General features: G+C 65.3%; 26 protein-coding genes and 1 tRNA gene. 13 read left to right on the top strand and 14 right to left on the bottom strand.

Features of this window, described 5'->3' with window-relative positions; translation table 11 throughout:
- The first annotated feature begins 6 nt into the window (after positions 1-6).
- The 7 genes from ACVWZ7_RS08190 (at position 7) to ACVWZ7_RS08160 (ending at position 7,867) form a co-directional block, all read left to right on the top strand.
- Complete coding sequence (locus ACVWZ7_RS08190) at positions 7-2,058, top strand: bifunctional aldolase/short-chain dehydrogenase (RefSeq protein ID WP_456507551.1); 2,052 nt, start codon at positions 7-9, stop codon at positions 2,056-2,058.
- Positions 2,055-3,587: a rhamnulokinase gene (locus ACVWZ7_RS08185; protein WP_456507550.1), complete on the top strand. Its 1,533-nt coding sequence runs from the start codon at positions 2,055-2,057 to the stop codon at positions 3,585-3,587. Before ACVWZ7_RS08190 ends, ACVWZ7_RS08185 begins: the two co-directional genes overlap by 4 nt.
- Positions 3,584-4,387: a (Fe-S)-binding protein gene (locus ACVWZ7_RS08180; protein ID WP_456507549.1), complete on the top strand. Its 804-nt coding sequence runs from the start codon at positions 3,584-3,586 to the stop codon at positions 4,385-4,387. The genes ACVWZ7_RS08185 and ACVWZ7_RS08180 overlap by 4 nt, the downstream gene beginning before the upstream one ends.
- Positions 4,384-5,910, top strand: coding sequence for a LutB/LldF family L-lactate oxidation iron-sulfur protein (locus ACVWZ7_RS08175; RefSeq protein WP_456507548.1), 1,527 nt, complete (start codon positions 4,384-4,386; stop codon positions 5,908-5,910). Before ACVWZ7_RS08180 ends, ACVWZ7_RS08175 begins: the two co-directional genes overlap by 4 nt.
- Entirely contained in the window at positions 5,907-6,548 is a 642-nt protein-coding gene (locus ACVWZ7_RS08170) for a LutC/YkgG family protein (protein ID WP_456507547.1), read from the top strand. The genes ACVWZ7_RS08175 and ACVWZ7_RS08170 overlap by 4 nt, the downstream gene beginning before the upstream one ends.
- 145 nt (positions 6,549-6,693) lie before the next feature.
- Positions 6,694-6,960 (top strand): hypothetical protein, encoded by a 267-nt coding sequence (locus tag ACVWZ7_RS08165; RefSeq protein ID WP_456507546.1) that lies wholly within the window; start codon positions 6,694-6,696, stop codon positions 6,958-6,960.
- 337 nt (positions 6,961-7,297) lie between these two features.
- Positions 7,298-7,867 carry an SGNH/GDSL hydrolase family protein gene (locus tag ACVWZ7_RS08160; RefSeq protein WP_456507545.1) on the top strand — a complete coding sequence of 190 codons (570 nt, stop codon included), beginning with the start codon at positions 7,298-7,300 and terminating at the stop codon, positions 7,865-7,867.
- 486 nt (positions 7,868-8,353) lie between these two features.
- Here the strand turns inward: ACVWZ7_RS08160 and ACVWZ7_RS08155 are convergent, their stop codons facing one another.
- The 5 genes from ACVWZ7_RS08155 to ACVWZ7_RS08135 form a co-directional block, all read right to left on the bottom strand.
- The gene (locus ACVWZ7_RS08155; RefSeq protein WP_456507544.1) at positions 8,354-9,262 is read right to left on the bottom strand and encodes an NAD(P)-dependent oxidoreductase; all 909 of its coding nucleotides are present in this window, start codon (positions 9,260-9,262) and stop codon (positions 8,354-8,356) included.
- Between the two features lie 34 nt (positions 9,263-9,296).
- Positions 9,297-10,223, bottom strand: a complete 927-nt coding sequence (locus ACVWZ7_RS08150; protein WP_456507543.1) for an SDR family NAD(P)-dependent oxidoreductase — start codon at positions 10,221-10,223, stop codon at positions 9,297-9,299.
- A 207-nt stretch (positions 10,224-10,430) separates the two neighbouring features.
- Positions 10,431-11,255 (bottom strand): helix-turn-helix domain-containing protein, encoded by an 825-nt coding sequence (locus ACVWZ7_RS08145; protein ID WP_456507542.1) that lies wholly within the window; start codon positions 11,253-11,255, stop codon positions 10,431-10,433.
- Positions 11,256-11,653: 398 nt separating this feature from the next.
- Positions 11,654-12,238 carry a dihydrofolate reductase family protein gene (locus tag ACVWZ7_RS08140; protein ID WP_456507541.1) on the bottom strand — a complete coding sequence of 195 codons (585 nt, stop codon included), beginning with the start codon at positions 12,236-12,238 and terminating at the stop codon, positions 11,654-11,656.
- A 446-nt stretch (positions 12,239-12,684) separates the two neighbouring features.
- Positions 12,685-12,939 carry a hypothetical protein gene (locus ACVWZ7_RS08135; RefSeq protein WP_456507540.1) on the bottom strand — a complete coding sequence of 85 codons (255 nt, stop codon included), beginning with the start codon at positions 12,937-12,939 and terminating at the stop codon, positions 12,685-12,687.
- A 114-nt stretch (positions 12,940-13,053) separates the two neighbouring features.
- On the opposite strand from ACVWZ7_RS08135, the gene ACVWZ7_RS08130 reads away from it, so the two are divergent.
- The gene (locus ACVWZ7_RS08130; RefSeq protein ID WP_456509083.1) at positions 13,054-13,569 is read left to right on the top strand and encodes a TetR/AcrR family transcriptional regulator; all 516 of its coding nucleotides are present in this window, start codon (positions 13,054-13,056) and stop codon (positions 13,567-13,569) included.
- Between the two features lie 518 nt (positions 13,570-14,087).
- On the opposite strand, the gene ACVWZ7_RS08125 is transcribed toward ACVWZ7_RS08130, so the two are convergent.
- The 7 genes from ACVWZ7_RS08125 to ACVWZ7_RS08095 all read right to left on the bottom strand — a co-directional run bounded on the left by ACVWZ7_RS08125 (position 14,088) and on the right by ACVWZ7_RS08095 (position 19,498).
- A complete protein-coding gene (locus tag ACVWZ7_RS08125) occupies positions 14,088-14,645 on the bottom strand; it encodes an NAD(P)H-dependent oxidoreductase (RefSeq protein ID WP_456507539.1) in 558 nt (185 codons plus the stop codon).
- A 56-nt stretch (positions 14,646-14,701) separates the two neighbouring features.
- On the bottom strand, positions 14,702-15,100 hold the full coding sequence (locus ACVWZ7_RS08120; RefSeq protein WP_456507538.1) for a nuclear transport factor 2 family protein: 399 nt from the start codon (positions 15,098-15,100) through the stop codon (positions 14,702-14,704).
- Between the two features lie 441 nt (positions 15,101-15,541).
- Positions 15,542-16,375: an alpha/beta fold hydrolase gene (locus ACVWZ7_RS08115; RefSeq protein WP_456507537.1), complete on the bottom strand. Its 834-nt coding sequence runs from the start codon at positions 16,373-16,375 to the stop codon at positions 15,542-15,544.
- A 97-nt stretch (positions 16,376-16,472) separates the two neighbouring features.
- On the bottom strand, positions 16,473-16,775 hold the full coding sequence (locus tag ACVWZ7_RS08110) for a tautomerase family protein (protein ID WP_456507536.1): 303 nt from the start codon (positions 16,773-16,775) through the stop codon (positions 16,473-16,475).
- Positions 16,776-16,900: 125 nt separating this feature from the next.
- Complete coding sequence (locus ACVWZ7_RS08105; protein ID WP_456507535.1) at positions 16,901-17,854, bottom strand: GlxA family transcriptional regulator; 954 nt, start codon at positions 17,852-17,854, stop codon at positions 16,901-16,903.
- Positions 17,855-18,065: 211 nt separating this feature from the next.
- Positions 18,066-18,659 carry an HD domain-containing protein gene (locus tag ACVWZ7_RS08100; protein ID WP_456507534.1) on the bottom strand — a complete coding sequence of 198 codons (594 nt, stop codon included), beginning with the start codon at positions 18,657-18,659 and terminating at the stop codon, positions 18,066-18,068.
- A complete protein-coding gene (locus ACVWZ7_RS08095) occupies positions 18,656-19,498 on the bottom strand; it encodes an inositol monophosphatase family protein (protein ID WP_456507533.1) in 843 nt (280 codons plus the stop codon). The genes ACVWZ7_RS08100 and ACVWZ7_RS08095 overlap by 4 nt, the downstream gene beginning before the upstream one ends.
- 107 nt (positions 19,499-19,605) lie before the next feature.
- Between ACVWZ7_RS08095 and ACVWZ7_RS08090 the strand changes: the two genes are divergently transcribed.
- Entirely contained in the window at positions 19,606-20,574 is a 969-nt protein-coding gene (locus ACVWZ7_RS08090) for an Lrp/AsnC family transcriptional regulator (protein ID WP_456507532.1), read from the top strand.
- Between the two features lie 71 nt (positions 20,575-20,645).
- Here ACVWZ7_RS08090 and ACVWZ7_RS08085 read toward each other — a convergent pair whose 3' ends face one another.
- Complete coding sequence (locus tag ACVWZ7_RS08085) at positions 20,646-22,112, bottom strand: MFS transporter (RefSeq protein ID WP_456507531.1); 1,467 nt, start codon at positions 22,110-22,112, stop codon at positions 20,646-20,648.
- A gap of 98 nt (positions 22,113-22,210) precedes the next feature.
- Between ACVWZ7_RS08085 and ACVWZ7_RS08080 the strand changes: the two genes are divergently transcribed.
- A complete protein-coding gene (locus ACVWZ7_RS08080) occupies positions 22,211-22,771 on the top strand; it encodes a TetR family transcriptional regulator (RefSeq protein WP_456507530.1) in 561 nt (186 codons plus the stop codon).
- Between the two features lie 64 nt (positions 22,772-22,835).
- Positions 22,836-23,402, top strand: a complete 567-nt coding sequence (locus tag ACVWZ7_RS08075) for a hypothetical protein (RefSeq protein WP_456507529.1) — start codon at positions 22,836-22,838, stop codon at positions 23,400-23,402.
- A 96-nt stretch (positions 23,403-23,498) separates the two neighbouring features.
- Here ACVWZ7_RS08075 and ACVWZ7_RS08070 read toward each other — a convergent pair.
- Positions 23,499-23,588, bottom strand: a tRNA-Ser gene (locus ACVWZ7_RS08070).
- 128 nt (positions 23,589-23,716) lie between these two features.
- On the opposite strand from ACVWZ7_RS08070, the gene ACVWZ7_RS08065 reads away from it, so the two are divergent.
- A complete protein-coding gene (locus tag ACVWZ7_RS08065; protein ID WP_456507528.1) occupies positions 23,717-24,778 on the top strand; it encodes a dehydrogenase in 1,062 nt (353 codons plus the stop codon).
- Between the two features lie 3 nt (positions 24,779-24,781).
- Positions 24,782-25,180: a 6-pyruvoyl trahydropterin synthase family protein gene (locus tag ACVWZ7_RS08060; protein ID WP_456507527.1), complete on the top strand. Its 399-nt coding sequence runs from the start codon at positions 24,782-24,784 to the stop codon at positions 25,178-25,180.
- The last annotated feature ends 2 nt before the right edge of the window (positions 25,181-25,182 follow it).

The following is a 25,182-nucleotide window of genomic DNA, read 5'->3' as shown; positions in this document are numbered from 1 at the left end:
GCAGGCATGAACATGCAGAACACAGCCAACAAGACTGTTGAAGAGCTGATCTCCCGGTCCAACCGTCTCGGCGCGGACAAGCGGAACACCAACTTCGCCGGCGGCAACACCTCCGCCAAGGGCACCGAGAAGGATCCCGTGACCGGCGAGGACGTCGAGCTCCTGTGGGTTAAGGGCTCCGGCGGGGATCTGGGCACGCTGAGGGCCGAAGGCCTTGCTGTGCTGCGGCTGGACCGGCTGCAGGCGCTCAAGAACGTGTACCCCGGCGTCGAGCGTGAAGACGAAATGGTGGCGGCGTTCGACTACTGCCTGTTCGGCTTGGGCGGTGCCGCGCCGTCGATCGACACCGCCATGCATGGCCTCGTCGACGCCGCGCACGTGGACCACCTGCACCCGGACTCCGGCATCGCCATTGCCACGGCCACCGACGGCGAGGCGCTCACCAAGGAGATCTTCGGCGAGAAGGTGGCCTGGGTGCCGTGGCGCCGGCCCGGATTCCAGCTGGGCCTGGACATCGCGGCGATCAAGGACGCCAACCCGCACGCGGTCGGCACTATCCTCGGTGGCCACGGCATCACCGCCTGGGGCGCAACCAGCGAAGAGGCCGAGGCCAACTCGCTGTGGATCATCGAGCAGGCCGAGCAGTACATCAAGGATCACGGCAAGAACGAGCCGTTCGGGCCGAAGCTGCCCGGCTACGCCGCCCTCCCGGAGACCGAGCGCCGTACGAAGGCGGCCGCCCTGGCCCCGGTGATCCGCGGCCTGGCGTCCACGGACAAGCCGCAGCTGGGGCATTTCAGCGACGATCCCGCCGTCCTGGAGTTCCTCGAAGCCGCAGAGCACCCGCGGCTCGGCGCCCTGGGCACCTCCTGCCCGGACCATTTCCTGCGCACCAAGGTCAAACCGCTGGTCCTGGACCTGCCCGCCGACGCTTCGATCGACGACTCCGTAACCCGTCTGAAGGAACTCCACACCGCCTACCGGGCGGACTACCAGGCCTACTACGACCGCCACGCGACCCCGGACAGTCCTGCCCTGCGCGGCGCGGACCCGGCGATCGTGCTGGTGCCGGGCGTGGGCATGTTCTCCTTCGGGGCGAACAAGCAGACCGCCCGGGTGGCGGGGGAGTTCTACCTCAACGCCATCAACGTCATGCGCGGCGCCGAGGCCGTCTCCAGCTACGCCCCGATCGAGGAATCCGAGAAGTTCCGGATCGAATACTGGGCCCTGGAAGAAGCCAAGCTGGCCCGGATGCCGAAGCCTAAATCCCACGCCGGCCGCATCGCGCTGGTGACCGGGGCGGCGTCGGGCATCGGCAAGGCGATCGCCACCCGCTTCGCCGCCGACGGCGCCTGCGTGGTCATTGCGGATCTGAACCTGGACAACGCCCGGGCCGTGGCCGCTGAACTGGGCGGCTCCGACGTCGCGATCGGCGTCCAGGCCGACGTCACCGACGAAGCCCAGATCGCCGCAGCTATCCAGGACGCCGTGCTGGCCTTCGGCGGACTGGACCTGGTGGTCAACAACGCCGGGCTCTCCATCTCCAAGCCGCTCCTGGAAACCACTGAGAAGGACTGGGACCTGCAGCACAACGTCATGGCCAAGGGCTCGTTCCTGGTGGCCAAGGCCGCCGCGAAGGTGATGATCGACCAGGACATGGGCGGGGACATCATCTACATCTCCTCCAAGAACTCCGTGTTCGCCGGTCCGAACAACATCGCCTACTCCGCCACCAAGGCTGACCAGGCCCACCAGGTCCGGCTCCTGGCCGCGGAACTGGGCGAGTACGGGATCCGGGTCAACGGGATCAACCCCGACGGCGTGGTCCGCGGTTCCGGGATCTTCGCGGGCGGCTGGGGCGCCAAGCGCGCCGCCGTCTACGGGGTGCAGGAAGAGGAGCTGGGCAAGTACTACGCCCAGCGCACCCTGCTCAAGCGCGAAGTCCTGCCCGAAAACGTGGCCAACGCCGCCTCCGTGCTCACCGGCAGCGAGCTCTCCCACACCACCGGGCTCCACATCCCCGTCGACGCCGGCGTGGCCGCGGCCTTCCTGCGATGAGTACGGAACCCTCAGCGACGGACGCCGCCCCGGCCCTTGCCGCGGCGGCGTCCGCCCGCGGTGTCTCCGCCGGCAGTGTCTTCGCCGCCGTCGACATCGGCGCCTCGTCCGGCAGGGTCATTCTGGGCCGTGTCAGCGCGGGACAGGCCGAACTGGAGACCGTGCACCGCTTCCCCAACGGTGTCAGGGAACTCGACGGCGGTCTCCGCTGGGACTTCGACGCCCTGTTCGCCGAGGTCCTCACCGGGCTCGCGGCCGCCGCCACGGCGGCCGCGGCCCGCGGTGAGAGCATCGCCAGCATCGGGATTGACACCTGGGCCGTGGACTACGGTTTGGTCAACGCCGCCGGCGACCTCGTTGCGGCGCCCTTCAGCTACCGCGATGACCGCAGCCGCGCCGCCGTCGCCCGGGTCCACCAGCTCCTGGACCCGGCCCGCCTCTACGCCACCACGGGGCTGCAGTTCCTGCCGTTCAACACGATCTACCAGCTCGCCACCGAGGCCCACCTTGACGGGCTGCAGGTGCTGCTCATCCCGGACCTCATCGGGTTCCTGTTGACAGGGCGGCGCCGTACCGAAGCCACGAACGCCTCCACCACCGGGCTTTTCGACGCTGTCGCGGGGGAGTGGGCCACGGAGTTCCTGTCCGCCCTGGGCCTGCCCGCCGGACTGTTCCCGCCGCTGATCCAGCCCGGCGAGACAGTCGGCACCCTGCTGCCGGAGATCGCGGAACGGACCGGCCTGACCGCCGCCACGAAGGTGGTGGCCGTGGGCTCGCACGACACCGCCTCGGCCGTCGCCGCCGTGCCCGCGGAGCGGCGCGACTTCGCCTACATCTCCTCGGGCACGTGGTCGCTGGTCGGCGTCGAACTGTCCCACCCGGTCCTGTCCGAGGCCAGCCGGGCCGCGAACTTCACCAACGAACGCGGCGTGGACGGCACCATCCGCTACCTGCGCAACGTCGGCGGCCTCTGGCTGCTCAGCGAGTGCCAGCGCACGTGGGCACAGGAGGGCTACCGGCCGGAACTGGTGGAACTGCTCGACGCTGCCGCAGCGCTTCCTCCCGGCGGCCCGCTCATCAACGCCGATGACCCCGACTTCATCGCCCCCGCCAACATGCCCGAGCGCATCCGGGCCGCGGTCCGCAATACCGGCGCGGTCCTCCCGGAGCATCCGGCGCACATCGTGCGGTGCGTCCTGGACAGCCTCGCCGCCGGCTACGCCCGGACCATCGCCGACGCCGAGCGGCTCGCGGACGTGAGCGCCGACGTCGTGCACATTGTGGGCGGCGGGTCCCAGAACCGGCTCCTGTGCCAGCTCACCGCCGACGCCACTGGCAAGCGCGTGATCGCCGGCCCCGTGGAAGCCACGGCGCTGGGCAACGTCCTGGTCCAGGCCCGTGCCGCCGGCGTGGTCAGTGGCGGGTTGGGGGAGCTGCGCGCCGTGGTTCGTGCCTCCCAGCACCCCGCGGAATATGTGCCGGCGCGCCGTCCGGCCCCCAGCCCCATGACCAGCGGAGGTGTCCTGTGAGGATCGCGCTTTTTGCCACGTGCATCGTGGACGCCATGTACCCGAGCACGGCGCGCGCCACCGTGTCTATCCTGGAGCGCCTCGGCCATGAGGTCATCTTCCCCGCCGGGCAGGCGTGCTGTGGGCAGATGCACGTCAATAGCGGCTACTTCAGGGAGGCGCTGCCGGTCGTCGCCAATCACGTGGAGGCCTTCGAGGCGGAGGAGTACGACGTCGCCGTCGCGCCGTCCGGCTCCTGCGTCGCCTCCGTGAAGCACCAGCACCCCATGGTCGCCCGCCGCTGCGAGGCAGCCGGGCTGGAAGCCCGGGCGGCCGCCGTCGGGCACAAAACCTACGAGCTCTCCCAGCTCCTGGTGGATGTTCTGGGCGTCACGGACGCCGCGACCCAGCTGGGCTCCTACTTCCCGCACCGGATCACGTACCACCCGAGCTGCCACGGTATGCGGCTGCTCCGGCTCGGCGACCGGCAGCTGGACCTGTTGCGCTCGGTGGGTGGCATCGAGCTGGCCGAACTGCCCGAGGCCGAGCAGTGCTGCGGCTTCGGCGGCACGTTCTCGATGAAGAACGCGGACGTGTCCTCGGCGATGCTCGCGGACAAGACCGCCAACATTTGCGGCACTGGCGCCGACCTTTGCGCCGGGGGTGACGCGTCGTGCCTGATGCATATCGGCGGCGGCCTGTCCCGGCAGGGCAGCGGCGTCACCACGATGCACTTCGCCGAGATCCTGGCCAGCACTTTCGAGGATCCCGCCGCCGTCACCGGCGACGTCCGCCTCACCACCGGAAGGACCGCACGATGAGCGGCACATTCCTGGGGATGCCGTCCCTGCCGGTCTTTGGCATCGGCAACCTGCATGAACACGAGCCCTTCCCCAAGGCCGCGCACCGAGAACTCGGCAACACCCAGCTGCGGGCAAACCTCGGCCACGCCACCCGGACCATCAGGGACAAGCGGCTGGCCGTCGTGTCCGAACTCCCCGACTGGGAGGAGCTGCGCGACGCCGGCCGGGCGGTCAAGGAATCCGTCATGGCCCGGTTGCCGGAGCTGCTGGAGCAGTTCGAGGCGAACTTCACCGCCCGCGGCGGGACCATCCATTGGGCCCGCGACGCCGGCGAAGCCAACCGCATTGTCGCCTCCCTCATCCGGGAGCAGGGCGCCGACGAGGTAGTCAAGGTCAAGTCCATGGCCACCCAGGAAATCGGCCTCAACGAGTACCTTGAGGAACAGGGGATCGCGGCGTTCGAGACCGACCTCGCCGAGCTCATCGTCCAGCTGGACCACGACAAGCCCAGCCACATCCTGGTCCCGGCCATCCACAAGAACCGCACCCAGGTCCGGGACATCTTCCTGCGCGAAATGGAGGGTGTTGACCCGGAACTGACCAACGAACCGGCCCGCCTCGCCGCGGCCGCCCGGGCCCACCTGCGCCGCAAATTCCTCAGCGCCAAGGTGGCCGTGTCCGGCGCGAACTTCGCCCTCGCGGACTCCGGCACGCTCGCCGTCGTTGAATCCGAAGGCAACGGGCGCATGTGCCTGACGCTCCCGGAAACCCTCATCACGGTCATGGGCGTGGAGAAGCTGCTGCCGGCCTGGGAGGACCTGGAAGTGTTCATGCAGCTGCTCCCGCGGTCCTCCACGGGCGAGCGGATGAACCCGTACACCTCGCTGTGGACCGGCGTCACGACCGACGACGGGCCGCAGAATGTGCACCTGGTCCTGCTGGACAACGGGCGCAGCGCCGCCCTGGCCGACGAGATGGGCCGCTCCGCCCTGCACTGCATCCGCTGCAGCGCCTGCATGAACGTCTGCCCCGTCTATGAGCGCACCGGCGGGCACGCCTACGGATCCACCTACCCGGGACCGATCGGCGCGATCCTGTCCCCGCTGCTGACCGGGATCACGGCGGAGGAGAACAGCTCCCTGCCCTACGCCTCGTCCCTGTGCGGGGCCTGCTACGACGCCTGCCCGGTGAAGATCAACATCCCGGACATCCTGGTGCACCTGCGCGGCGAGGACGTGGACAGCAAACGCGGCAAGAAGCGGCTGCCGAGCCAGATGGACCTCGGCATGAAGGCCGCCTCCTGGGCGCTGTCCTCCGGAAAGAACCTCGGTCTGGTCGAGAAGGCGCTGCCCCTGGGCCGGCTCGCCGCCGGCCCGGATAAGAAGATCACCAAGCTGCCGGGCATCGCCGCCGGCTGGACCCAGAGCCGGGACATTCCCGCACCGCCGTCGCAGTCCTTCCGGCAATGGTGGAACAAGGACCATCAGGCACCGGCGGCCGCACCCGGTGCGGCGGCGCCCGGCCTGAAGGAGAACCCGTGAACGCGCGCGAAGAAATACTCGACCGGATCCGCTCGGCCCTCCGGGACGCCCCGGCCGTCCCGGAGGTGCCCCGCGACTACCGGCGTTCCTCCGAACTGGGCGAGGACGCGCTCATCGAGCTGCTGACGGACCGGCTGGTCGACTACAAGGCGAACGTCTTCGTTGAGGATGCCGCCGCGGTGCCGCAGCGGCTCGCCGCGCTCCTCGAAGGCACCGGCCGTTACGCCGTCCCGCACGGCCTCGCCGAGTCCCTGTTCGCGGAGGCGGACGCGCACGACGGCGGTTCCGGCCGCCGCGTCACCGACGCTCCCGGCCACCGGCTCAGTGTCGAGGAGTTGGATGGGGTGGATGCCGTCGTCACCGGCAGCGCCGTGGCGGTCGCCGAAACCGGCACCATCATCCTCGACGCCGGCCCGGACCAAGGCCGCCGGGTCATCAGCCTCGTTCCGGACCGGCACATCTGCCTGGTCCGGTCCGGCGACATCACGGCCATCCTGCCCGAGGCCCTCCGCCGGCTCGACGCCACCCGCCCGCAGACCTGGATCAGCGGGCCGAGCGCCACGAGCGACATAGAACTCGAACGCGTCGAAGGTGTCCACGGCCCGCGGACCCTGGATGTGGTGATCGTGCGCGGCTGAGTAGCCGGGCAGCCCTGCTTCCCTTGTAAACAAAGGGAAGCAGGGCTTTCTGTTGGGTGGCGACGGGTTCCGGGAAAGCACCGCCAGCGCCGATCACCCAGACGACACTCATGGTCTTCTCAGGTGGGAGTTGAACCATGGAAACATGTACCTAGTCGATCCCAGAGCCTATGCACAGCGTTTACTGCATCCTGGCGCTTGGTTCCTCACATCGATCCACCGGCACCTGACCGCCCGGGAGCAGCGGCCCACCCACTCCCGGCTCGACTATCTCGAGGCCGGCATCACGGGAACAGTCAGCACGGCCTACACGCGCCGCAGAGCCAAAGAACTCGAGCAGGCCTTCCGCAACGGCGAGGTCTCCTACGAGGACGCGTGCCTGGAAATGGAGCAACTCGACGGAGGGGCCTGAGCAGGCGCCCCGGAGCCGGGGCCGCAAATAGAAGGAACCCCTGTCAGTGCGACTGACAGGGGTTCCTTGCCGTGCGGTAGCTACCGAATCGACCCGTGTCTATTCTGGATACCATGGCAAAGCGACATGCCGGGGACGCTATCTGGGAGCCACTGTGACCCTCAGCGGCCACCGCCGGTCCACCCTGGCAACCGCTCTCGGTGCGACGGCGGTTCTCTGCGCTCTGGCTGCCTGCGCCCCTGCTGCCGACCACCGCTTGGCCCAAGCGAGCCCGCCGCAGAGCACTCCCACCCCGGCCCCATTACAGACCCCTCGGAGGACGACGCCGGAACGTGTGGTGGTCATTGGCGATTCCCTCAGTACGGGGTTCGGTACCTCCCCGGAGGAAGCATGGCCTCGCCAACTGGGCCAGGCGCTGCAGTCCGGGCAGCACCCGGTGGACATCATCAACGCGGCAAAGAACGGTGCAGGCTACCTTGCCCCCGGCGAGGGAGGGGAGACGTTCGGGTCGCAGATCGCCGCCACGCTCAATGCCTCGACAGACATCGTCGTGTTCTTTGGCTCGGACAACGACGCAGGCCAGGATCCGGCGGCCCTGAAAGCCGCCGTCGCGGACGCACTTTCGACAAGCAAAACCCTGGCCCCCCACGCGGCCAGGATCGTCATCGGCCCCCTCACGGCCTTTGAGCCGGTGAAGGCGGATGTTGATGTAATCCGTGACCAGGAGAGGACAGTTGCCCTGGACGCAGGCGCAGAGTTTGTTGATCCGATCACGGAGCATTGGATAGCCGGGCCCAACTCTCCCCTCCTGGGCCCGGACCACGAACACCCCAGCAGCCAGGGACAGCGATTCCTGAAAGGCATGATCCAAGGCATACTCGGGTCCCTGAAAGCCCCGCCGCCGTGACGTCCCCTCCCGGAGCCCCTCGCCATTGAACGTCCGCATCCCGCCGATGTTGGTCCTTCCGCTGCCGGACTGTTGCGCACGACGGCGGCGGAACTGCTGGCAGGCCTTGACGCGTTGGGGCGTTCTCATACCTGGCCGCGCTAGGATGCGCGTTATGAGCGCGTGCAGACGCTAGCCCCGGACGGGGGCTGGCGACAATGGAAAGGCACTCCGTGATTCGGCACGCCATTGCCTCGCACTTGTTCGCAATCTTTGGGCACCGCATTTGCTGCGGCGAAATTCCTGACTGGACCGCCCATGTCGGCCAGACCTGGGACACTTACGACGTAGCGCCATACAACCTCTACAACGTCATCTGGCGGGCTCAGAACTGGGTTTTGCAGAACTGTGACAGCCGCGTCACCGACTCCTAAGCACCCAAGAACAGCCCCGGCTCCGGTAATCGGCCCGGGCTGTCCTGTTTTGCTCCTTCGTTGCGCTCATCGGCTAGGGGTGAGTCACCCTGGCGATCAGGTGGGCGGCGGCGGGCAGGCCGCTGGCGCCGGCGCGTGCGTAGTCGTCGATGGCGGTGACGTCTTGGCCGAGGCTTGTCATGGCCCCGGCGAATATGTCCATGTCGATGATCTGCAGGACCCTGAGGTGGTCGGCATTGATGGTGGTGACGGCGCCGGTGAGTGCCTCGAGGGCAAAGCTGCGGCCGGTTCCGGAGAGCAGCAGGTCCGTCAGTGCGCCGAGGTCGAGGTCCAGATTGTTGGCTAGAGCGAGGATGTCCTGGACGTTCTTCTGGTTCATCATCAGCAAGGCATTGTTGATGAGTTTTCCGGTCTGTCCCGACCCTGCGGCGCCCATGTAGAAGACCTTCTTGGAGAAGGCGTCAAAGACGGGCCGGACCGTGGCCAGCGCCTGGCTGGGGCCGCCGACGATGGTCGTCAGTTGGCGTTCTTCGGCGCCGGGGCGACCGCCACTAACCGGTGCATCCAGGACGAGGACCCCTGTTTCGGCGGCCCGCTTGGCCATGGCGGAGGCGTAGCCGGGAAGTCCGGTGCCGTGGTTGATGAGGATGGTGCCCGGCCGCAAGCCTCCGAGCAGCCCGCCGGCGGTGAGGACGTCCTCGATGTCGGAGTCCTCGCGGAGGCACAATCCGACCACGTCACTGGCCGCGCCGAGCGCGGCGAGGGTGTCGTGCCGGACGTAAGGGAGGCCGTCGAGAGCGGCCAGGGATGCCTCGCGGCGGACCCAGATGTTCAGTTCGAAGCCCGCCTCGGCGATGGCCCGTGCCATGGGGGCACCTTGGTCTCCGAGGCCGACCCAGCCGACACGCAGTTCCGAGGCAGTGCCCGGGGTGATCGCTGGTGTGGTTGTTATTGCGTCGGGTGTGGCGGCGGTACCGGTCATGTCATTGTCTTTCTGCGTGGAGTAGTTGATGGTTTCACGCAGTCTTCCGGGCCAGGAGTTCGGTCGAGAGGTCCCAGAGGCGCTCGGCGTTGGCCGGATCGAGTGCGAAGGGTGCCACTCCGGTGTAGTCGGGGCCGCGGTGGTCCACGACGCGGGCCTCGTTGACGTCCTCAAAGTAGCGTCCGCCGATGCCCTCAAGGTCGGGGGAGGTCGCCACATACAGGGTGGTCGCGGCACCCTGCTGGGGGGTTTTCTGGCGTTCGATGGGGGTGCGCAGCCCTCCGGTATGTCGCTGGAGGTTGGTCGCGATGGCCCCGGGCATGACGGCGTTGGAGGTGATGCCGTCCTTGGCCCAGCGTATGGTCACTCCCACGGCGAACAGGGCTGAGGCGGTCTTGGACTGCCCGTAGGCGACAAAGGCGTCGTAGGGGACGAAGTTGAAGTGCGGGTCATCGAACATGACCGGGGAGAACAGGTGTCCGCTGGAGCTCAGGGACACGATTCGGGCGTTCCCCGCCTCGGCGAGGGCTCCATGCAGGGCCTGGGCGAGGGCGAAGTGGCCCAGATGGTTCGTGGCGAACTGCATTTCCCAGCCCTCCGGGGTCCGCTCGAGTTCGGGCAGGGCCATAATGCCGGCGTTGTTGACCAGCACGTGCAGCGGGCCGGTCCACTCGTCGGCGAATTCGGTGATGGTCGCCAGGTCAGCGAGGTCCACCCGGCCCAGGAAGATGTTGTTGTTACCTGTTGACTCGCGCAATTCTTCGGCTATTGGCCGCGCGGCCTCGACGTTGCGCACCGCCAGGGTGACCTCGGCACCGATGTTGGCGAACGCGCGGGCTGTTTCGACTCCGATGCCGGAGGCGCCGCCGGTGACGATGACGCGCTTTCCGGTGAAGTCGATGCCCTCGGTGACATCGGAGGTGGTGGAGCTGAATCCGAATCCGGTGGTGATTCTTGCCATTGGGTTGTTCTTCTTTCGGCAGGTCGAGAAGTGTTTTTCATAGGAGCCGCCCGGCGTCCTTCGGCTGCAAGCCTGAAGGAGCAGGGGGTTAAGGGCAGCTCCGAAATTCAGTGTGCTCCCGCCGTAATCAGACAGGTAGAACCCCGTTATTCATATGAATGCGCGGGCTACCTTTGGCGTGATTCAGAGCCGCCGTTAATTGAGGGTTCAGGTCGTGCCCGGGAGTGTCCGGGCCAGGCGCTCCAGTGCCTGTTCGGAGGCACTGCCGGGCTCGGCGTGATGAATGACCAGCAGATGACCGTCGGTTCCTGTTACGGCCAGTTTCTCGTGGAAGAGCTCGAGTTCGCCCACCAGCGGGTGATGCAGCAGACGCTTGCCCGCCACTTTGGGGCGGACGTCGTGGCGGCCCCAAAGCTGGAGGAAGTAGGCGCTGCGCTCTGACAGCTCGACGACCAGCGCCTCGAGTTGCGGGTCGTTGACGCGCTCCCCGACAGATGCGCGGAGTCCCGCGGTCGCATCCTCCATGACGTGTTCCCAGTCCTCGTAGAGCTCCCGTTCGGCGGGATCCAGGAAAGCCGCCCGCAGCACGTTCGTTCCCGGCTCGTTTCTAGGGGAAAGGGCAACGGCCAGCGGGTTGGCGGCGAGGACGTTCATGAAGCGGTCCTGAACAAAGGCGGGAACATGGGCCAACGTGACCAGCAAATGCGACAGGCCTTCCGCCACCCCGGTCGGCGCTGGACGGGCCAGGGTCTGCAGGGCCGGTTGCGCGAGCCGGTGCAGATGGACGGTTGAGGGCGGGTCCAAGCGCAAGGCGCGTGCGAGAGCGTCCAGTATTTGCGGGGATGGGTGGTGGTCTTTCCCCTGCTCCAGGCGCACGTAGTAATCCACGCTGATGCCCGCGAGGGCGGCAACCTCTTCACGCCGGAGACCCGGAACCCGGCGGCGCCCGTAGCTGCGCAGTTCGACGTCTTCCGGCCGGATAAGCTTACGGCGGGCCTGTAGGTACTGTCCGAAAGCGACGTTCTTTGCCACGGACCTAATCTACGCCCGGGGGCTCATCAAACGCGCGTCCTGACCGTAGTCAGTGATCGTAATGCGAACGTTCCAGCCGTCGATGACTCCAATGCCCCGGCCGCCAGTCCGCCTGCATTGATCCTCCGCTCCCGTACGCATGGCTTGTCCTCCTTTGGCATCAAACCCACCTGCTGGATGTACTTCTCCAGGTCACCCTCCCGGTACTTCCGGTGAGTGCCCCAACGGTATGCGTACTGGGAGGAAGGTCCATCAAGCTGGATGCACAGTGCAGCACCGACCGGAGGCTGAGATCCAGGTTCTCCCATCCCGGCTCTGGTCCGCAATCGACTTGAGCTCGGCGACGATCTGATCGCTCTTCCACGATGCTGCGCAGGAGGCCGGCAGCGCCTACGGAATTAGCCGACGCGGCGATACCGGATGTGGGTGGCCAGCGGTGAGTGAAGCACCTCGGCGGGTTCGAAGCCGAAGGATTCAACCCCGTCGAAGATCCGCTCGCCCGAACCGAGCAGGACCGGTGCGATGTCGAGGGTGAGCTCGTCGATCACACCGGCGATCAGTGCCTGGCGGACGGTCGAGGCCCCACCGGCGATGTCCACGCCGTTGTCCCCGGCGGCCTGGCACGCTGCGGAGTAGGCCGCGTCGAAGCCCTCGGTGATGAAGTGGAAGGTCGTCCCGCCGTCCATCTGGATCGGGTCATGTGCGTGATGGGTCAGCACGAACACCGGTGCGTGGTACGGCGGTTCGGCTCCCCACCACCCGGTCCATTCCTCATCCCAGTCCCCGCGGATCGGGCCGAACATGTTCCGACCCATCACATACGCGCCCCGCGGGCGCATGAGCCACTCGTTCGCGACCTTGTCGGCATGGTTGGCTCGCGGGTCGCCGATATGCCAGCCGTGCAGCTCCAGCCCCCGCTTGCCCAGAGGGTTTTCGCGGCTCTGGTCCGGTCCGGCGACGAAGCCATCCAGCGAGATCGACATGTGACAGGTTGTGTCCGGCACCGCGAACCTCCTGAGTGATTGCGACTTAAATGCGGTCGTGTGGGGGAGCGTAGCACGTCCCGGCATGTGTTAGCCCGTGCGATGTCGAGGGCGATGACTTCAAACGGGTCGAGATCCGTTGCAATCATGCGCCTACTCCCTTCGCAGAGCCAGGGACTCGGCCGCCCTGTGAACATCCACCCCGTCCGACGGGGGCACCCAAACCCGTCATCGTCAGCGAAACCGGTGCCGCCCTGCGACACTGTCCCAACTATTGCTGGGTATAACTGCGGGGTTGAAACCGGCGGATCCCCTATGGCCCAAGTCAGGTGAATATTGCAGTTTGATTCAGGACCGGTGCGACGGCTGGAACAACCGATGCCACCCTTCGCCTGGACCAAGACCCAGGAAGGCGACACTAGATCCGAAGGGCACCTACTGTCGGGCTACTGTAGATCATCCGGGACGCCGAATCGCCTTCCAATGAGTACGCGAATGGCCGCGAGTAGAGCCTGATCTTCCAGCGCAACGCCCTCGCCCCCGTAGTGCACACCCGTTTCGTCACCCACTGCTTCTATGTCAAAAAGGTTGAGGACCTCGGCCACGCGAACCTGATACTCGGTGGCGTTCATTTGGCGACACACACGAACTGGAATTGTGCTGAGTTTGCGCGCGACCTTAGCATCGATGGATTGAGTCATGGGCGCACTGTGGCATGACGTTCGCCATTGCACAAGGGGGCTCTTTGGGCCTTGTCCAGGAGTATGCGGCGACCTTGGGCTCGCGGGAGGTGAGCCCATCTTCCCGCGGCAGTCCTGGCGTCAGCCCTCGGCGTCTTCAGGGAGCACGGCTTCACGAAGACGACGATGAGCGATCTCGCGGCTGCGGCCGGAATGTCACGGCAGGGCCTTTACTTGCAGTTCTCCGACAAGCAGGAGGTCCTCTTGCTCTCGGTGCGCCAAGAACTCGACCGGGCGTTCCGTGCCGCTCAGGACGCGCTACAAGGGGGCGGAAGCATCAGCGACCGGGTGGCACGCGCGCTCGACGAATGGCTCGGTCCGGGCTCTGGAGAAAGCGCTTCCGACTTGTCGATTGTCGGACGAGAAAACGCTGCTGCGCTTGCCGCGACATTCGCCGAGTCGCGCGCGCAGTTCATCGGCGAGCTGGCGGCCGCGATACGAGCTTCATCGGAAACCGTGGACGACTCTCGAACCGTGGCCGAGACTCTGCACGCGACGGCAACCGGCTGGAAATACCTCTCGCCCGATCGAGAGGGGTTTCGCGAACATGTCGCGGAAGCCTCCGCGATCATTCTGCGCGAGGCCCGTTAGAACGGGATAATCGCGCGCCCCGCGAGGTGGTCCGACGCGATGCAAGTTGGCATTCGGCCATCGCCGCAGCAGCAGGTCTCAGCCGGCGATCGCGTGGGCCGCCTCGCGGATCAATGCCGCCTCCGCGATCATCAACCAAGTCTACGGACAATCCATTCGGCGGCCTTCGAGGACAATCTCGTGTCGCAGAACGCAGAGAGTCGATGAATCCGGACAACCTATCCGAGCGGTCGACATGAGCATTTCGCGGCGTTCTTGGCGGCCCCATGTGATTCACTGAGCCACGAGTCGCAGCGATGGGAGGGCGTCCGTGCAGGATCTCGGAGAGGTCATCGGGACAACCGGGGGCGCGAGCTGAGTTTCAGCAGCAGCCGGTACGGCCAACTGTCGACTGAGCTGTGGGACGCGACCCTGACGCGCCTGGACTTCGACGATGACGACTACGAAGACGAAGGCAGCCAGAGCCGCAGGTGCCCACCCGCCCTGGACCTGACCCGGGCCGGTGGGCACCTGTGTCACTACACGTGCTCGGGCACGGAGCTTGGCTCCAGCAGGCCCCGGTAGTCCCGGGCCAGGTCCTGCAGCTGTTCATCCGTCAGGTCGCGTACCCCGTGCAGGACAAAGGGGCTGAGCCATTGCATTCCGAGCCGGCGTGCTGTCGCTTGCAGAGGGATGAGGATGTCGGCGTAGTTCCATCCGTGGAAGCCGTCCGGGGAGTAGGCATCCATGGTGCCCCCTGTGCTGGTGGCGACGCGCAGTGTTTTGCCGGCCAGTGCCCCAGGTGCTCCGGTGCCGTAGGCCCAGCCGCGGACCAGCACCTCATCCAGCCAGTTTTTGATGAAGGCAGGCGGGGCGTACCAGTGTGTCGGGTATTGCAGCACGATGTTGTCCGCCGCTTCCACCGCAGCCCTTTCAGCCGTGAGGTCGATCCGGCCGTCCGGGTACAGGCGGCGCAGGTCGCGCACCGCCAGCCCGGGTGCGTCCTCCAGGGCGGCGGCCAGAGCGTGATTTACGCGAGACCGGCTGAGATCGGGATGGTCGAGAAGGACCAGGGTCTTGGAGTTGAGGTTGGTCATGGCTTATTTCCTTGGTAGATCGGATCAGTGGCGGGCCCAGGCGGCCGCGTATGTACTCAGACAGGGAGTGGATCACCGGCAGGTGGTGCGACCTGGTTGTTCCACTGCCAATGTGCAGTTGCCGCCCCGTCCGCGTTGAGGGTCACCACCCAAAGGTTGTCAAAGGTTCCAAGAGCGGGATAGATGCCCGTTCCCTGGGCAGCGAAGGTGTCTCCCGTAAGGTGAAGGAGCTTCCAGCCGAAGGTCCAAGAGTCTGTTCCACGCCACCCTGCCCTCAGTTTCCATCCGGCGATAATTTCGTCCAGACCATTCCAATCGGTCTCGTATGGCCGTTCGTGGAACTCGGCGTCCGGGGTGTACACGGTGGAGATGTCCTCCACCTGGTTTGTCCTCCAGGCCTGTAAATATCGATCCATCCATCGCGTGACTTCGTCCTCACGCAAGAACTTGTCCATTTTCTGCGCTCCTTTCAAGAGTTCAAATATGTGGGACCGCGACGAGCAGTAGAAGGCTCCGCCGGCAGGGGTGTCACACTCCCTGGTTCGTCACGCCCGTGGCTGAGTGAGTCGGCCGGGCGGCGTTACCGGGAGTGGCGTTCCCGTTCCTGAGTCGTCCCGTAGGGAACTTCGTCGCTTACAGCCACAGTGAATGAGCCTGGCCCGTGCCGGGTCACCAGGATGCCGTGCCTGCCCCCGGATGCGATGGCCTGTTGCACGGCCATTTCCACCGCCCTATCGAGATGGTTCTCGACTAGGTGAAGTTGGTTGCCCGTCACGTGGTAGACGGGGCCGGCACCTTTCGTGACGGTCATTTCGCTCCCGGGGTTTGCTGGATCTACCTGCAAGCTGGCAGGCCATCTGAGAATGCAATGTATGGACGCCACTTCGGCGGGGTGGTTACTTGGCCAGGAAGCGGAGCAGGATTTCGTTGATTTCGGCGCCGTGCGTCCAGAGCATGCCGTGCGGTGCATCTTCTATCTCCACGTACTCGGCGGACGGAAGTCGCTTGGTGAACTCACGGCCTGTCGAGTCGATCGGCAGGATGCGGTCGTCCGTTCCGTGGACGATCAGGGTCGGCACGGTGACCTTCTCTACGTCGGAGCGGAAGTCCGCCAGCCACGAGTCGACGACGGCGAAGGACGCGTACCAGGACGAGCCGGCGGCGACGTTCCATGCATTGCGCAGCGCTTCCTCGCTGAGGCGGTTCCCGAGGAACTTATCGGTGCTGAAGAAATTGTTGTAGAAGTTGGTGAACCAGCTGTAGCGGTCTTCGATGGCGGCGGTGCGGATGCCGTCGAACACCGAGGAAGGAACGCCGGCGGGGTTGTCGTCGGTCTGCAGCAGGAACGGCTCGAGGGATGCAAGGAATGCTGCCTTGGCTACGCGGGCCTCGCCATAGGTGCCGATGTAGCGCCCAACTTCGCCGGTGCCCATCGAGAAGCCGACGAGGACGGCGTCCTGCAGGTCCAGGGTTTCGAGGACGGCGTTGAGGTCGGCTGCGAAGGTGTCGTAGTCGTAGCCTGTGGTCGGCTTGCTGGATTTGCCGAAGCCTCGGCGGTCGTACGTGATGACGCGGTACCCGGCATCCAAGAGGGCTGCGGTTTGCTTTTCCCAGGAGCCACCATCCAACGGGTAGCCGTGGATCAGGACAACCGGCTGGCCGGTGCCGTGGTCCTCATAGTAGAGCTCGATGTCTGTGGTGTTCTCGGTGCCGACTTTGATGAAGCCCATGATTCTGTTCCTTGTCTCGAAGGCGGAGAACGAATGCTCTCCCGCCGCCATCACATCTCCGAACGGAGTGATGTGATTGGTCTTCCTGTAGTTGGGGTTACTTTTCTTGGACGGGGGCCTTCTCGGCCAGTTCCGGTCGAGTAACCGGGTGGCCATCGATGGACTCGTAGAGGCTCTTGGAGCGGGCAAGTCCGTCCATCAGGCTGGCCGGTCCCCTGAAGGGCAAACCGCCGATGTGCCAGCCGTCGGTGTGCAGCTCCTCAATGAGGACCCAGACCACCTCGCGGAAAGCTTCAGATCCTTCGAACTTGACCATGACGTCAGTTAAGGCAGCCGCCATCCGGTGCTTTTCATCTTCCGTGAAGACGCCGTCGACGAGCTTGACATTTACGAAGGGCATGACCTTCTCCTTTTTTGTAGATACACCGGATTGGACCGGATGTATCCAGCATTGATCAAGGATGGAGTCGGCGGACCCGCAAATGCTGTCAACTACCCCGCAGATAGCGTCAGCCTGCGTCAGAGTCAGGTGGTGAGGCGTTCCAGATACAGCGAGGGACTCATTCCGATCTTCTGCGTGAAGACCCGCCTCATCGTTTCGGCACTTCCGAAACCGCTCGCGGCTGCGGCTGCCGCGACAGTGGCTCCCCGCTGGAGCATTGCCTGAGCCGCTTCGATGCGCACCATCTCGACGTATCGACCGGGGGTGGTGGTGGTTGCCTCTTGAAATCGCCGGGTGAGGCTACTTGCGCTGAGATTGGTCATGGCGGCCATGGCGCCAATTGAGTAATCCGCAGCGGGATCGGCGGCGATACGGTCCAAGAGCTTTCGGAGGACGTGGTCACGGGGAGCGCTTACGCGGACCGCGACCGGGCGCTGGGATTGACCTCCCGGCCGTTGATTGAAAATGACCATCTGACGGACGACGGCCCGGGCAACGTCGGGACCGTAGTCGTCTTCAACTATGAACAAGGCCAGGTCCACCCCGGAACTGACACCCGCGGAGGTGATGATCGCCCCGTCCTGCACAAACAGCGCATCCGGGACGACGCGTACCAGCGGATATGACCTGCTGAACCGCTCGACCTGGGTCCAGTGAGTGGTCGCGTTGCGGTAGTTCAGCAGGCCCCTGTGCGCCAGGAGGAAGGCGCCGGTACAGACGGAAGCGATCCTGCCGGCATCATCCGTCAGGGCGGAAACCGCCTCGACCAGCTCCTGTTCGAAAGGCTTGGCCACCATCCCGTAAGCACCCGGAACGATGACTGTGTCCAAGGCGCCCGTCCGTCCAGCTGCAGTCTCTGCGGTCAAATAGTGTCCGTTGGAAGCGCGCTTGGCTTTGCCGTCGGCGGAAACTAAAACAGTCTCGTAGTGGGCCCCGAACGCATTTGCGTGGTGAAACACATCAGCGGGCCCGGCAATGTCCACCATCGTCACGTTGTCGTGGACCAAGAACCCAATAGCCTGGCTTCGATCACTCACTTCTCACCGTCCTGGAGGGTGCGCAGGGCGTACACCGACGGGCAGTTCCCTGGAAGCCCTTCACTAATCATCAAACGTGACGCGCAGGTTCGCAACGGAAACAGTCGCCGCGGGCCGTCCCGACGCTCAAGCTGATGCATTCTGCGCCAGCGAAGGGGAGAGCTGCAGTGCTGGATGCGGGGCGGGAATGACCGGCTGTTCCGGTCTGCGGCTAGAAAGCCGGGTTGATGCCCTGGCGGCGAGGAGCGCTCCGATGAGCTTCCAGCAGCGCCCCGGGCCAGGAAGCCGGGGGCGCCTTCCCGGGGTTGCGCAATGCCTGCTGAACAACCGCATCTCCCAAGCACTGCTCGATCATGAGTCGGGGATACCTCGCCTGAGCCGAAGAACGATGCACCTCCGCGCGAGGCAGCAGGGTGTCGTCCCCAAAGTCGGCCCGAACGCCAAGACGGAGGTAGCGAGTCAAAGGGCCTCGTCGCTCAGCGATTTGAGGTGAAGTGTGCAGCGCAATGGCCTCCCACACCGAGTCGACCCGGGTAGCGTCCCATCCCTGGGCGCTCAGGAAGGCCGCAGCTGCGTCCGCACCCTCGACTTCAAACCGCTGCGGGCCGTCATATTCGTCCGCGGTGCCGGCATCGTGGAACAACGAAGCGATCCGCAGAGCCGCAACGTCAACCGGGCAACCCTCATGCGCCGCGATGGCTCGGGCAAGTTCGAAGACCCGGGCGCTGTGGTTAAAAATGGCCGGCTGCAGGCGCTGCACCAGGAGTTCCTCGGCAGCAACGAGGACGGCGCTCTCAGCGGTCATAGGAGGAGCCTAGCAGCAGGACCGGCACCGGTCAGTGGTGGTTCATTGGTGCGGGTCAACATCTGGCGGAGCGACTCTGCGAGTGCCGGTCCTGCCGTCAAAATGCTGGTCGACTGCGAAGTGAGCGCCGCCCCGCGAATATCGGTTGTCGAGGCGCCGGCCTCTGCGGCCAGCACGCTGCCAGCGACCCAGTTCGACTGGTCCGCCCCGAAGGCCCAGAAGGCGTCGATTCTGCCGTCAGCGACCCAAGCGAGCTGTAGGGATGTCGGTCCCAGGTTGCGGACCGCGCCGACGGTATTCAGTGCGGCGGTGTATGCGGCACCGGCCAGGGCGTTCGAGTGCCCGTCTTGGTTCTGGCCGGGCGCATGAGACGTGGCGACGAAGGCGTCCGCAAGGTCGGATTTTGGCGATGCGCTCATGGGGCGCCCGTTGACGGTGGCTCCTTCTCCGATCGAGGCGTGGAACATCTCGTCTTTGGCGGGGTCATAAACCCATGCTGACGCTGCCACGCCGTCGGTGATGAGGGCTAGTGAGATGCACCAGGCGTTCATGCCCTGGAGCAGCTGGACTGCGCCGTCGATAGGGTCGCAGACCCACCAAGAACCTGAGTGGAGTAGCCTGCCGGGCCGTCCTGTCTCGGCTTCGAGGTCGAGCCATCCAATTTCGGGGGCGACGTCGGCCAATGCGTCACGCACCGCCTTGGTGGCGGCCGTGTTGATGTCCTGGAACTGCTTGAAGAACTCGGCGCGGTCGCTGGGCGGAGTTGACGGAAGGCGAAATGAACGGATGACGTTTGCTGCCGCTTTGAGAGCGGCTGGGACGGAGTCGAGCTGGACCATGTGCGTTCCTTTGTTAAGTAGTCGAGAACCCAAGCCTCTTCCGCGGATCAACCCGGCGCCTGGTAATGAGTCTAAAGTGAACGGGTTCCGCCATATATGATCGGCTAGTGAACAAATCCGCCATTCTGGACGAGGACGATCGGCGGATCGTGTGCGCGCTGCAGCTTGATGGCCGGGCGTCGGCTGCTGGCATAGCCGACGTCTTGGGCCTGGCCGAGCGGACGGCCGTGCGGAGAATCAACCGACTCTTGGACTCCGGGACTGTCCGGGTGATCCTTCCGCAGGTCGTCGCACCGGAAACTGAGTCAGTCACCGCGATTCTTCGCGTGCGGGTCCTGAAGGGGAAGGTTGTCAGGATCGCGTCGGCGCTGGCCCGTCGGGACGATGTTCAGTTCGTGGACATCATGGAAGACGGGCAAGAGATCGTGGCCTCGAGCATGACTTCCTCGCCGTCCCGAGCGCGTGCATTGCGGGCCGGGCTCGCCTCTGCGGGCGACATAGTCGACATCAGGAGCCACACCGGCTTACATCGATATGCCGACCCCGCATCATGGACGTTGGGACTACTTTCCCCCGAAGAAGTTGCCGCCCTCCGTCCGCTTGGGCATGACGTGACTCCCGTGTGGGCGGCGGACGATCCCGAGGTTCGAGAGCTGCTCGCTGCGAACGCGCGGTCTTCACTTGCTGACCTTGCCCGCAGGTCATCCACGCCGATATCAACGCTGCGCCGGCGCGTGGAGAAGCTATCGGCGAACGGGCTGCTTCGCACGGTCACACTTGTCGACCGTGAGGCGCTCGGCCTCAAGGTTGATGCCAACATCAGCTTGACCGTCCCGCCCGCCGCGGTGAACGAGGTAGGGCAGGCCTTGGCCCTGATGCCGGGAATACACGGCGTAGCGGCAATGACCGGAACGCCCAACATGTTCCTGGCTTATTACTGCGCGCACCTGCCAGCTCTGCACTTGTTCGTGACGGAGACACTAGGTTCTCTCGGGGTGGCTGCCGCCGAGGTAAGCCTGGTCGGCACCCCGGTGAAACGCGCCGGCGCCATACTGCCCGGGATCGGCGGTTCCTAGCGGTCAGCGATGACGCCGCAGCCTTCCTGTCAGCGTTATGCCGCGCGGGCGCGCGATCCTCATCAGGGCCGTTAGCTGGCGGGGCCGGTGGGCGAGGGAGGCATGGTTATAGCCGCGCTTCGGTTGGCGATGGTGATGACAATTCCGGCGATGATGGCCAAGGCGTAGAACCACGTCGCGGCGTTGAACACGGCGGCATAGGCGTTGGCCTCCGTCTGGGCCAGGTGTGTGCCAGTGCCTGCGGCCTTGCTGAACACCACGGTGAGCAGGGCGAGGCCGATGGAGCCGCCGAGTTGGTGGGCGGTGTTGACCAGACCGGATCCTGCGCCATTGTCTTCCGGGGCCACGCGCGACATTCCGAACTCTGTGAGCAGGATGATCGCGGCTCCCTGACCGGCGCCCAAAACGATCAGGGGCAGCAGGATGCCGGGGAAGTAGGTGGTGGTTGGGCCAATGGTGCTCAGCCATAACATCCCGAGCGCGGCGGTGATGAGTGATGCGACCAGGAGCATGGGCTTGCCGATGAGGTTGCTGAGCGGCCGAATGACGTAGACCATCGCGAAGAACATGAGTGTGAGCGGGATGTAGGACATGCCTGCGATGAATGCACTGAACCCGAGTATGTTCTGCAGGTATTGGCTGAGGAAGTAGAACGTGGAGAACATCGCGCCCACGATCAGGATCCGGATGAGGTACGCGCCGGAACGGGTCGTGTCCTTGAAAAGACGCAGGGGAGTGATGGCCTGGGCTGCGCGGCGTTCAACGACGATGAACGTCGCGATGAGCAGAACGGCCAGAAGCAGCGGACCCCAGGTTACCGGCTGTTTCCAGCCTGCCTCGCTGGCATTGACCAACCCGAAGACCAGGGACGACATGCCGAAGGTGACAGTGAGTGCGCCGGGGACGTCGAAGTTGCCTTTGCTCCTGCCGGTCTCCGGAAGGAAGCGGGGTGCGAGCAGCAGGACGACGGCTCCGATCGGCACGTTGATCAGTAGCCCCCAACGCCACGAGAGCAGATCGGTGAACACGCCCCCAACGATGATGCCAACGCTTCCGCCGGCACCGATCACGGCGCTGTATATACCGATTGCCTTCGACCGCTCTTCAGGCTGAGGGAAGGACTGGACCAACAGGGCCAGTGTTGCCGGAATCGCGAATGCGGAGGCGATTCCCTGCAGAACACGGGCAAGGATCATCACGCCGGCATTCGGTGCCAGCCCTGCAAGCAGCGACGCGACGGTGAACATTGCTACGCCTGCCATGAAGACCCGACGGCGGCCCAGGAGGTCACCGGCCCGGGCGCCCAGAAGGAGCAGGCCGCCGAACGCCAGTGCGTAGCTGTTCTGCACCCACGACAGCGATGAGGTGGTGAACCCCAACTCGCGCTCCAGATGCGGCAGCGCAGTGGTCACGATCGATGTATCCAGGACCATCATCAGCTGGCAGCCCATGATCACCGCCAGCACCACGCCCCGCGACCCGCGGCCGGTCGGGCCGGTCGGGGCCCCCACCTCGACGTCCGGTGTTGAACTACTCACGATAGGAACTCCTTTATAAGTAACTAGTTGGTTGCTTAACATGATGAAGCGGCGCAGAAGCGTTTGTCAACTAACTAGTTACTTGTTAGTGTCTGGGAGTGGCCCGAGATGCAGAAGCAACCAAGAGACGAATCCTGGACGCAGCCGAGGAAGAGTTCGCCAGGTATGGGATTGCGGGGGCGCGCGTTGATCGCATCGCCGACAATGCGCAGGCGAACAAGGCAATGCTCTACCGCTATTTCGACAGCAAAGACCGTCTTTTTGAAGAAGTATTCACCCAGCGCGTGCTCGCGTTTGTCGACGAGGCCGAGTTCGACGCCGCCGACCTCGCTGGATACGCGGGGCGCACCTTCGACGTCTACCAGAAGTATCCAAACATTCTCCGGTTGACGAACTGGTACATTCTGGAACGCGGTGAAGAGGGTGAGCTGGAGGAGCTTATGGCCGCCCACCGCCACAAGATCGCCCTTATCGAGCAGGCCCAGGTGGAAGGTCTCCTCCCGGCGGACCGGTCCGCCATCGAAATCCTGACCGCGGTGCGTGCCTTGGCGATGACCTGGCACACACTCACGCCTGAAATGAGCCGGGCTCAACTACCTGACGCCGCCGCACGGCGCGCCGCGGTCGTTGAAAACGTCCGCAGGCTCATTGCGCAGTGAGGCGACCGCGCGTCTTCTTGTAATAGGCGCGAGCTAACACGGTTGTGTTAACAAGGGGTTTGTTTTGATCCTGACGATCATCGTCGTGTGTGAGGTCGCCTTCAGGGTAGTTATCTTGTTGGGACTTCCTGCCCGGTACGTGGGCCGGGCGCCGCGGCTGGGTTTGTTCCTGCTTGCCCTGGCTCCCGTGGTCGATCTGGTCTTGCTCATCTCGACGGCGTTGCACCTTCAGTCAGGGAACGAGGCGACCTGGCACCACGGGCTAGCGGCGGTGTACATCGGCTTTTCGATCGCGTACGGGCACCGCATGATCGGCTGGGCTGATGCCCGGTTCGCCTATCATTTCTCCGGAGGCCCCAAGCCGGTCCGGTTGTCCGGCTGGGCACATATCAAATCGTGTTGGGCGGATGTGGCCCGCACCGCATTGGCGGCAGTGATCTCGGCAGGTATCTTGTTGCTACTGGCCTGGTGCGTCGCTGATGCCGGACGGACGGCGGCATTGCAGTCCTGGTATCCCATCCTTCTTATGCTGACTGCCATCGAAGTCTTTTGGGCGGTCAGCTACACGCTTTCTCCGAAGCGCGGCAGCGGGCCGAGGCGCAAAGTTGCGGCTGGGCGAGGCAGCCCTTAAGAAAGTTTTGCCAATTCTTTGCCAAGCAGGTCACTCCGGGCAAAGCGAAGGCCCCTGGTTCCCTTGTAAACAAAGGGAAGCAGGGGCCTCGCTACGTGGCGGTGACGGTGGGATTTGAACCCACGTTGGCTTTGACACCAAACAACATTTCGAGTGTTGCACCTTCGGCCGCTCGGACACGTCACCAACCTGACTAGGGTACCGGAGCAAGGCACTCATCCACAAAACGAGCCGCAACGGCACCCGAACAAACCCGTAGCCCGCGCGCGCCGCCCTTCCCCGCGAACGGGCAGGGCACTAGATTCGGAAGCACCATGACTACTTTTGCAGGGCCCGCCACCGCGACCGCCTACTGGACCGTCGGCCCGGAACAGGGCGAGCTCCGGAGCGAGGAACTGCCCGCCCGCGGCCCCGGCGAGGCGCTCGTCCGGACCCTGTACTCGGGCATCAGCAAGGGCACCGAGCTCGTCGTCCATCACGCCAGCGTCCCGGCGTGCGTCGCCGGGGCCATGGCCGCCCCCAACCAGGAGGGGGACTTTCCCTACCCGGTGAAGTTCGGCTACCTCACTGTCGGCGTGGTCGAGGACGGCCCGGACGGCTGGGCCGGCAAGACCGTCTTCTGCCTCTACCCGCACCAGGACCGCTTCATCGTCCCGGTCGAATCACTCACCGTGGTCCCCGACGGCGTCCCCGCCCGCCGCGCGGTGCTCACCGGGACGGTGGAGACCGCCGTCAACGGCCTCTGGGAAGCCGGACCCCGTCTGGGCGACAGGGTTGCCGTGATTGGGGCCGGACTCGTCGGCGGAACGGTGGCCAGGCTCCTGGCCGGCTTTCCGCTCGCGCGGCTGCAGCTGATCGACGTCAACCCCGCCAAGCGCGCGTTCGCGGACGCCCTCGGCGTCGACTTCAGCCACCCCGACGATGCCCTTCCGGACTGTGACATCGTGATCCACTGTTCCGCCTCGCAGGAAGGCCTGGAGCGGAGCCTGCAGCTGGTGGGCGACGAGGGCGACATCATTGAAATGTCCTGGTACGCCGACCGGAGAATCAGCCTGCCGCTGGGCGAGGACTTCCACGCCCGCCGCTTGTCCATCCGGGCCAGCCAGGTGGGCAAGGTCGCGCGCGCCCGCCGGCACCGCCGCACCAACGCCGAGCGTCTCGCGCTCGCCGTGGCCCTGTTGCAGGACCCGGTCTTTGACGTCTTCCTCACCGGATCCTCGGCGTTCGCGGAGCTCCCCGACGTCGTCCAGCGGCTTGCCGACGGGAGCCTGAACGCGCTGTGCCACGTCATTGAATACCCGTCAGACAAAGCCCCGTCGGACGAAGCCCAGTCCACTGATCCATCCATCGCCCAGCCCATCGAAGCCACGAGGTAGCCCGTGTTCAGTCTGACCGTCCGCCGTAACTTCATGATCGCCCACAGCCTGCCCCGCGAAGTCTTCGGCCCCGCCCAGGGCCTGCACGGGGCCACGTTCGTCACCGAGGTGACCTTCCGCCGTCGTGAGCTCAATGACGACGCGATCGTGCTGGACATCGGCGCGGCGGGGGTCGTAGTGGACGAGGTCCTCGGCGAGCTGAACTACAAGAACCTCGACGAGCACCCCGACTTCGCCGGCAAACTGAGCACCACCGAGGCCCTGGCCCGTTACATCGGCGAGGGTGTCGCCGCGCAGATCCGCACGGGCAGAGACGGCGGCGCGCTCACCGGGCTGGACGTCACCCTGCGAGAGACGCCCGATGCCTGGGCCAGTTACTCACTGGACTTCGACGCCCGCTAGAC

Source organism: Arthrobacter sp. TE12232 (assembly GCF_054062615.1).
Note: the sequence above shows the minus strand (reverse complement) of the source record. Positions and strands in the feature narration are given on the sequence as shown.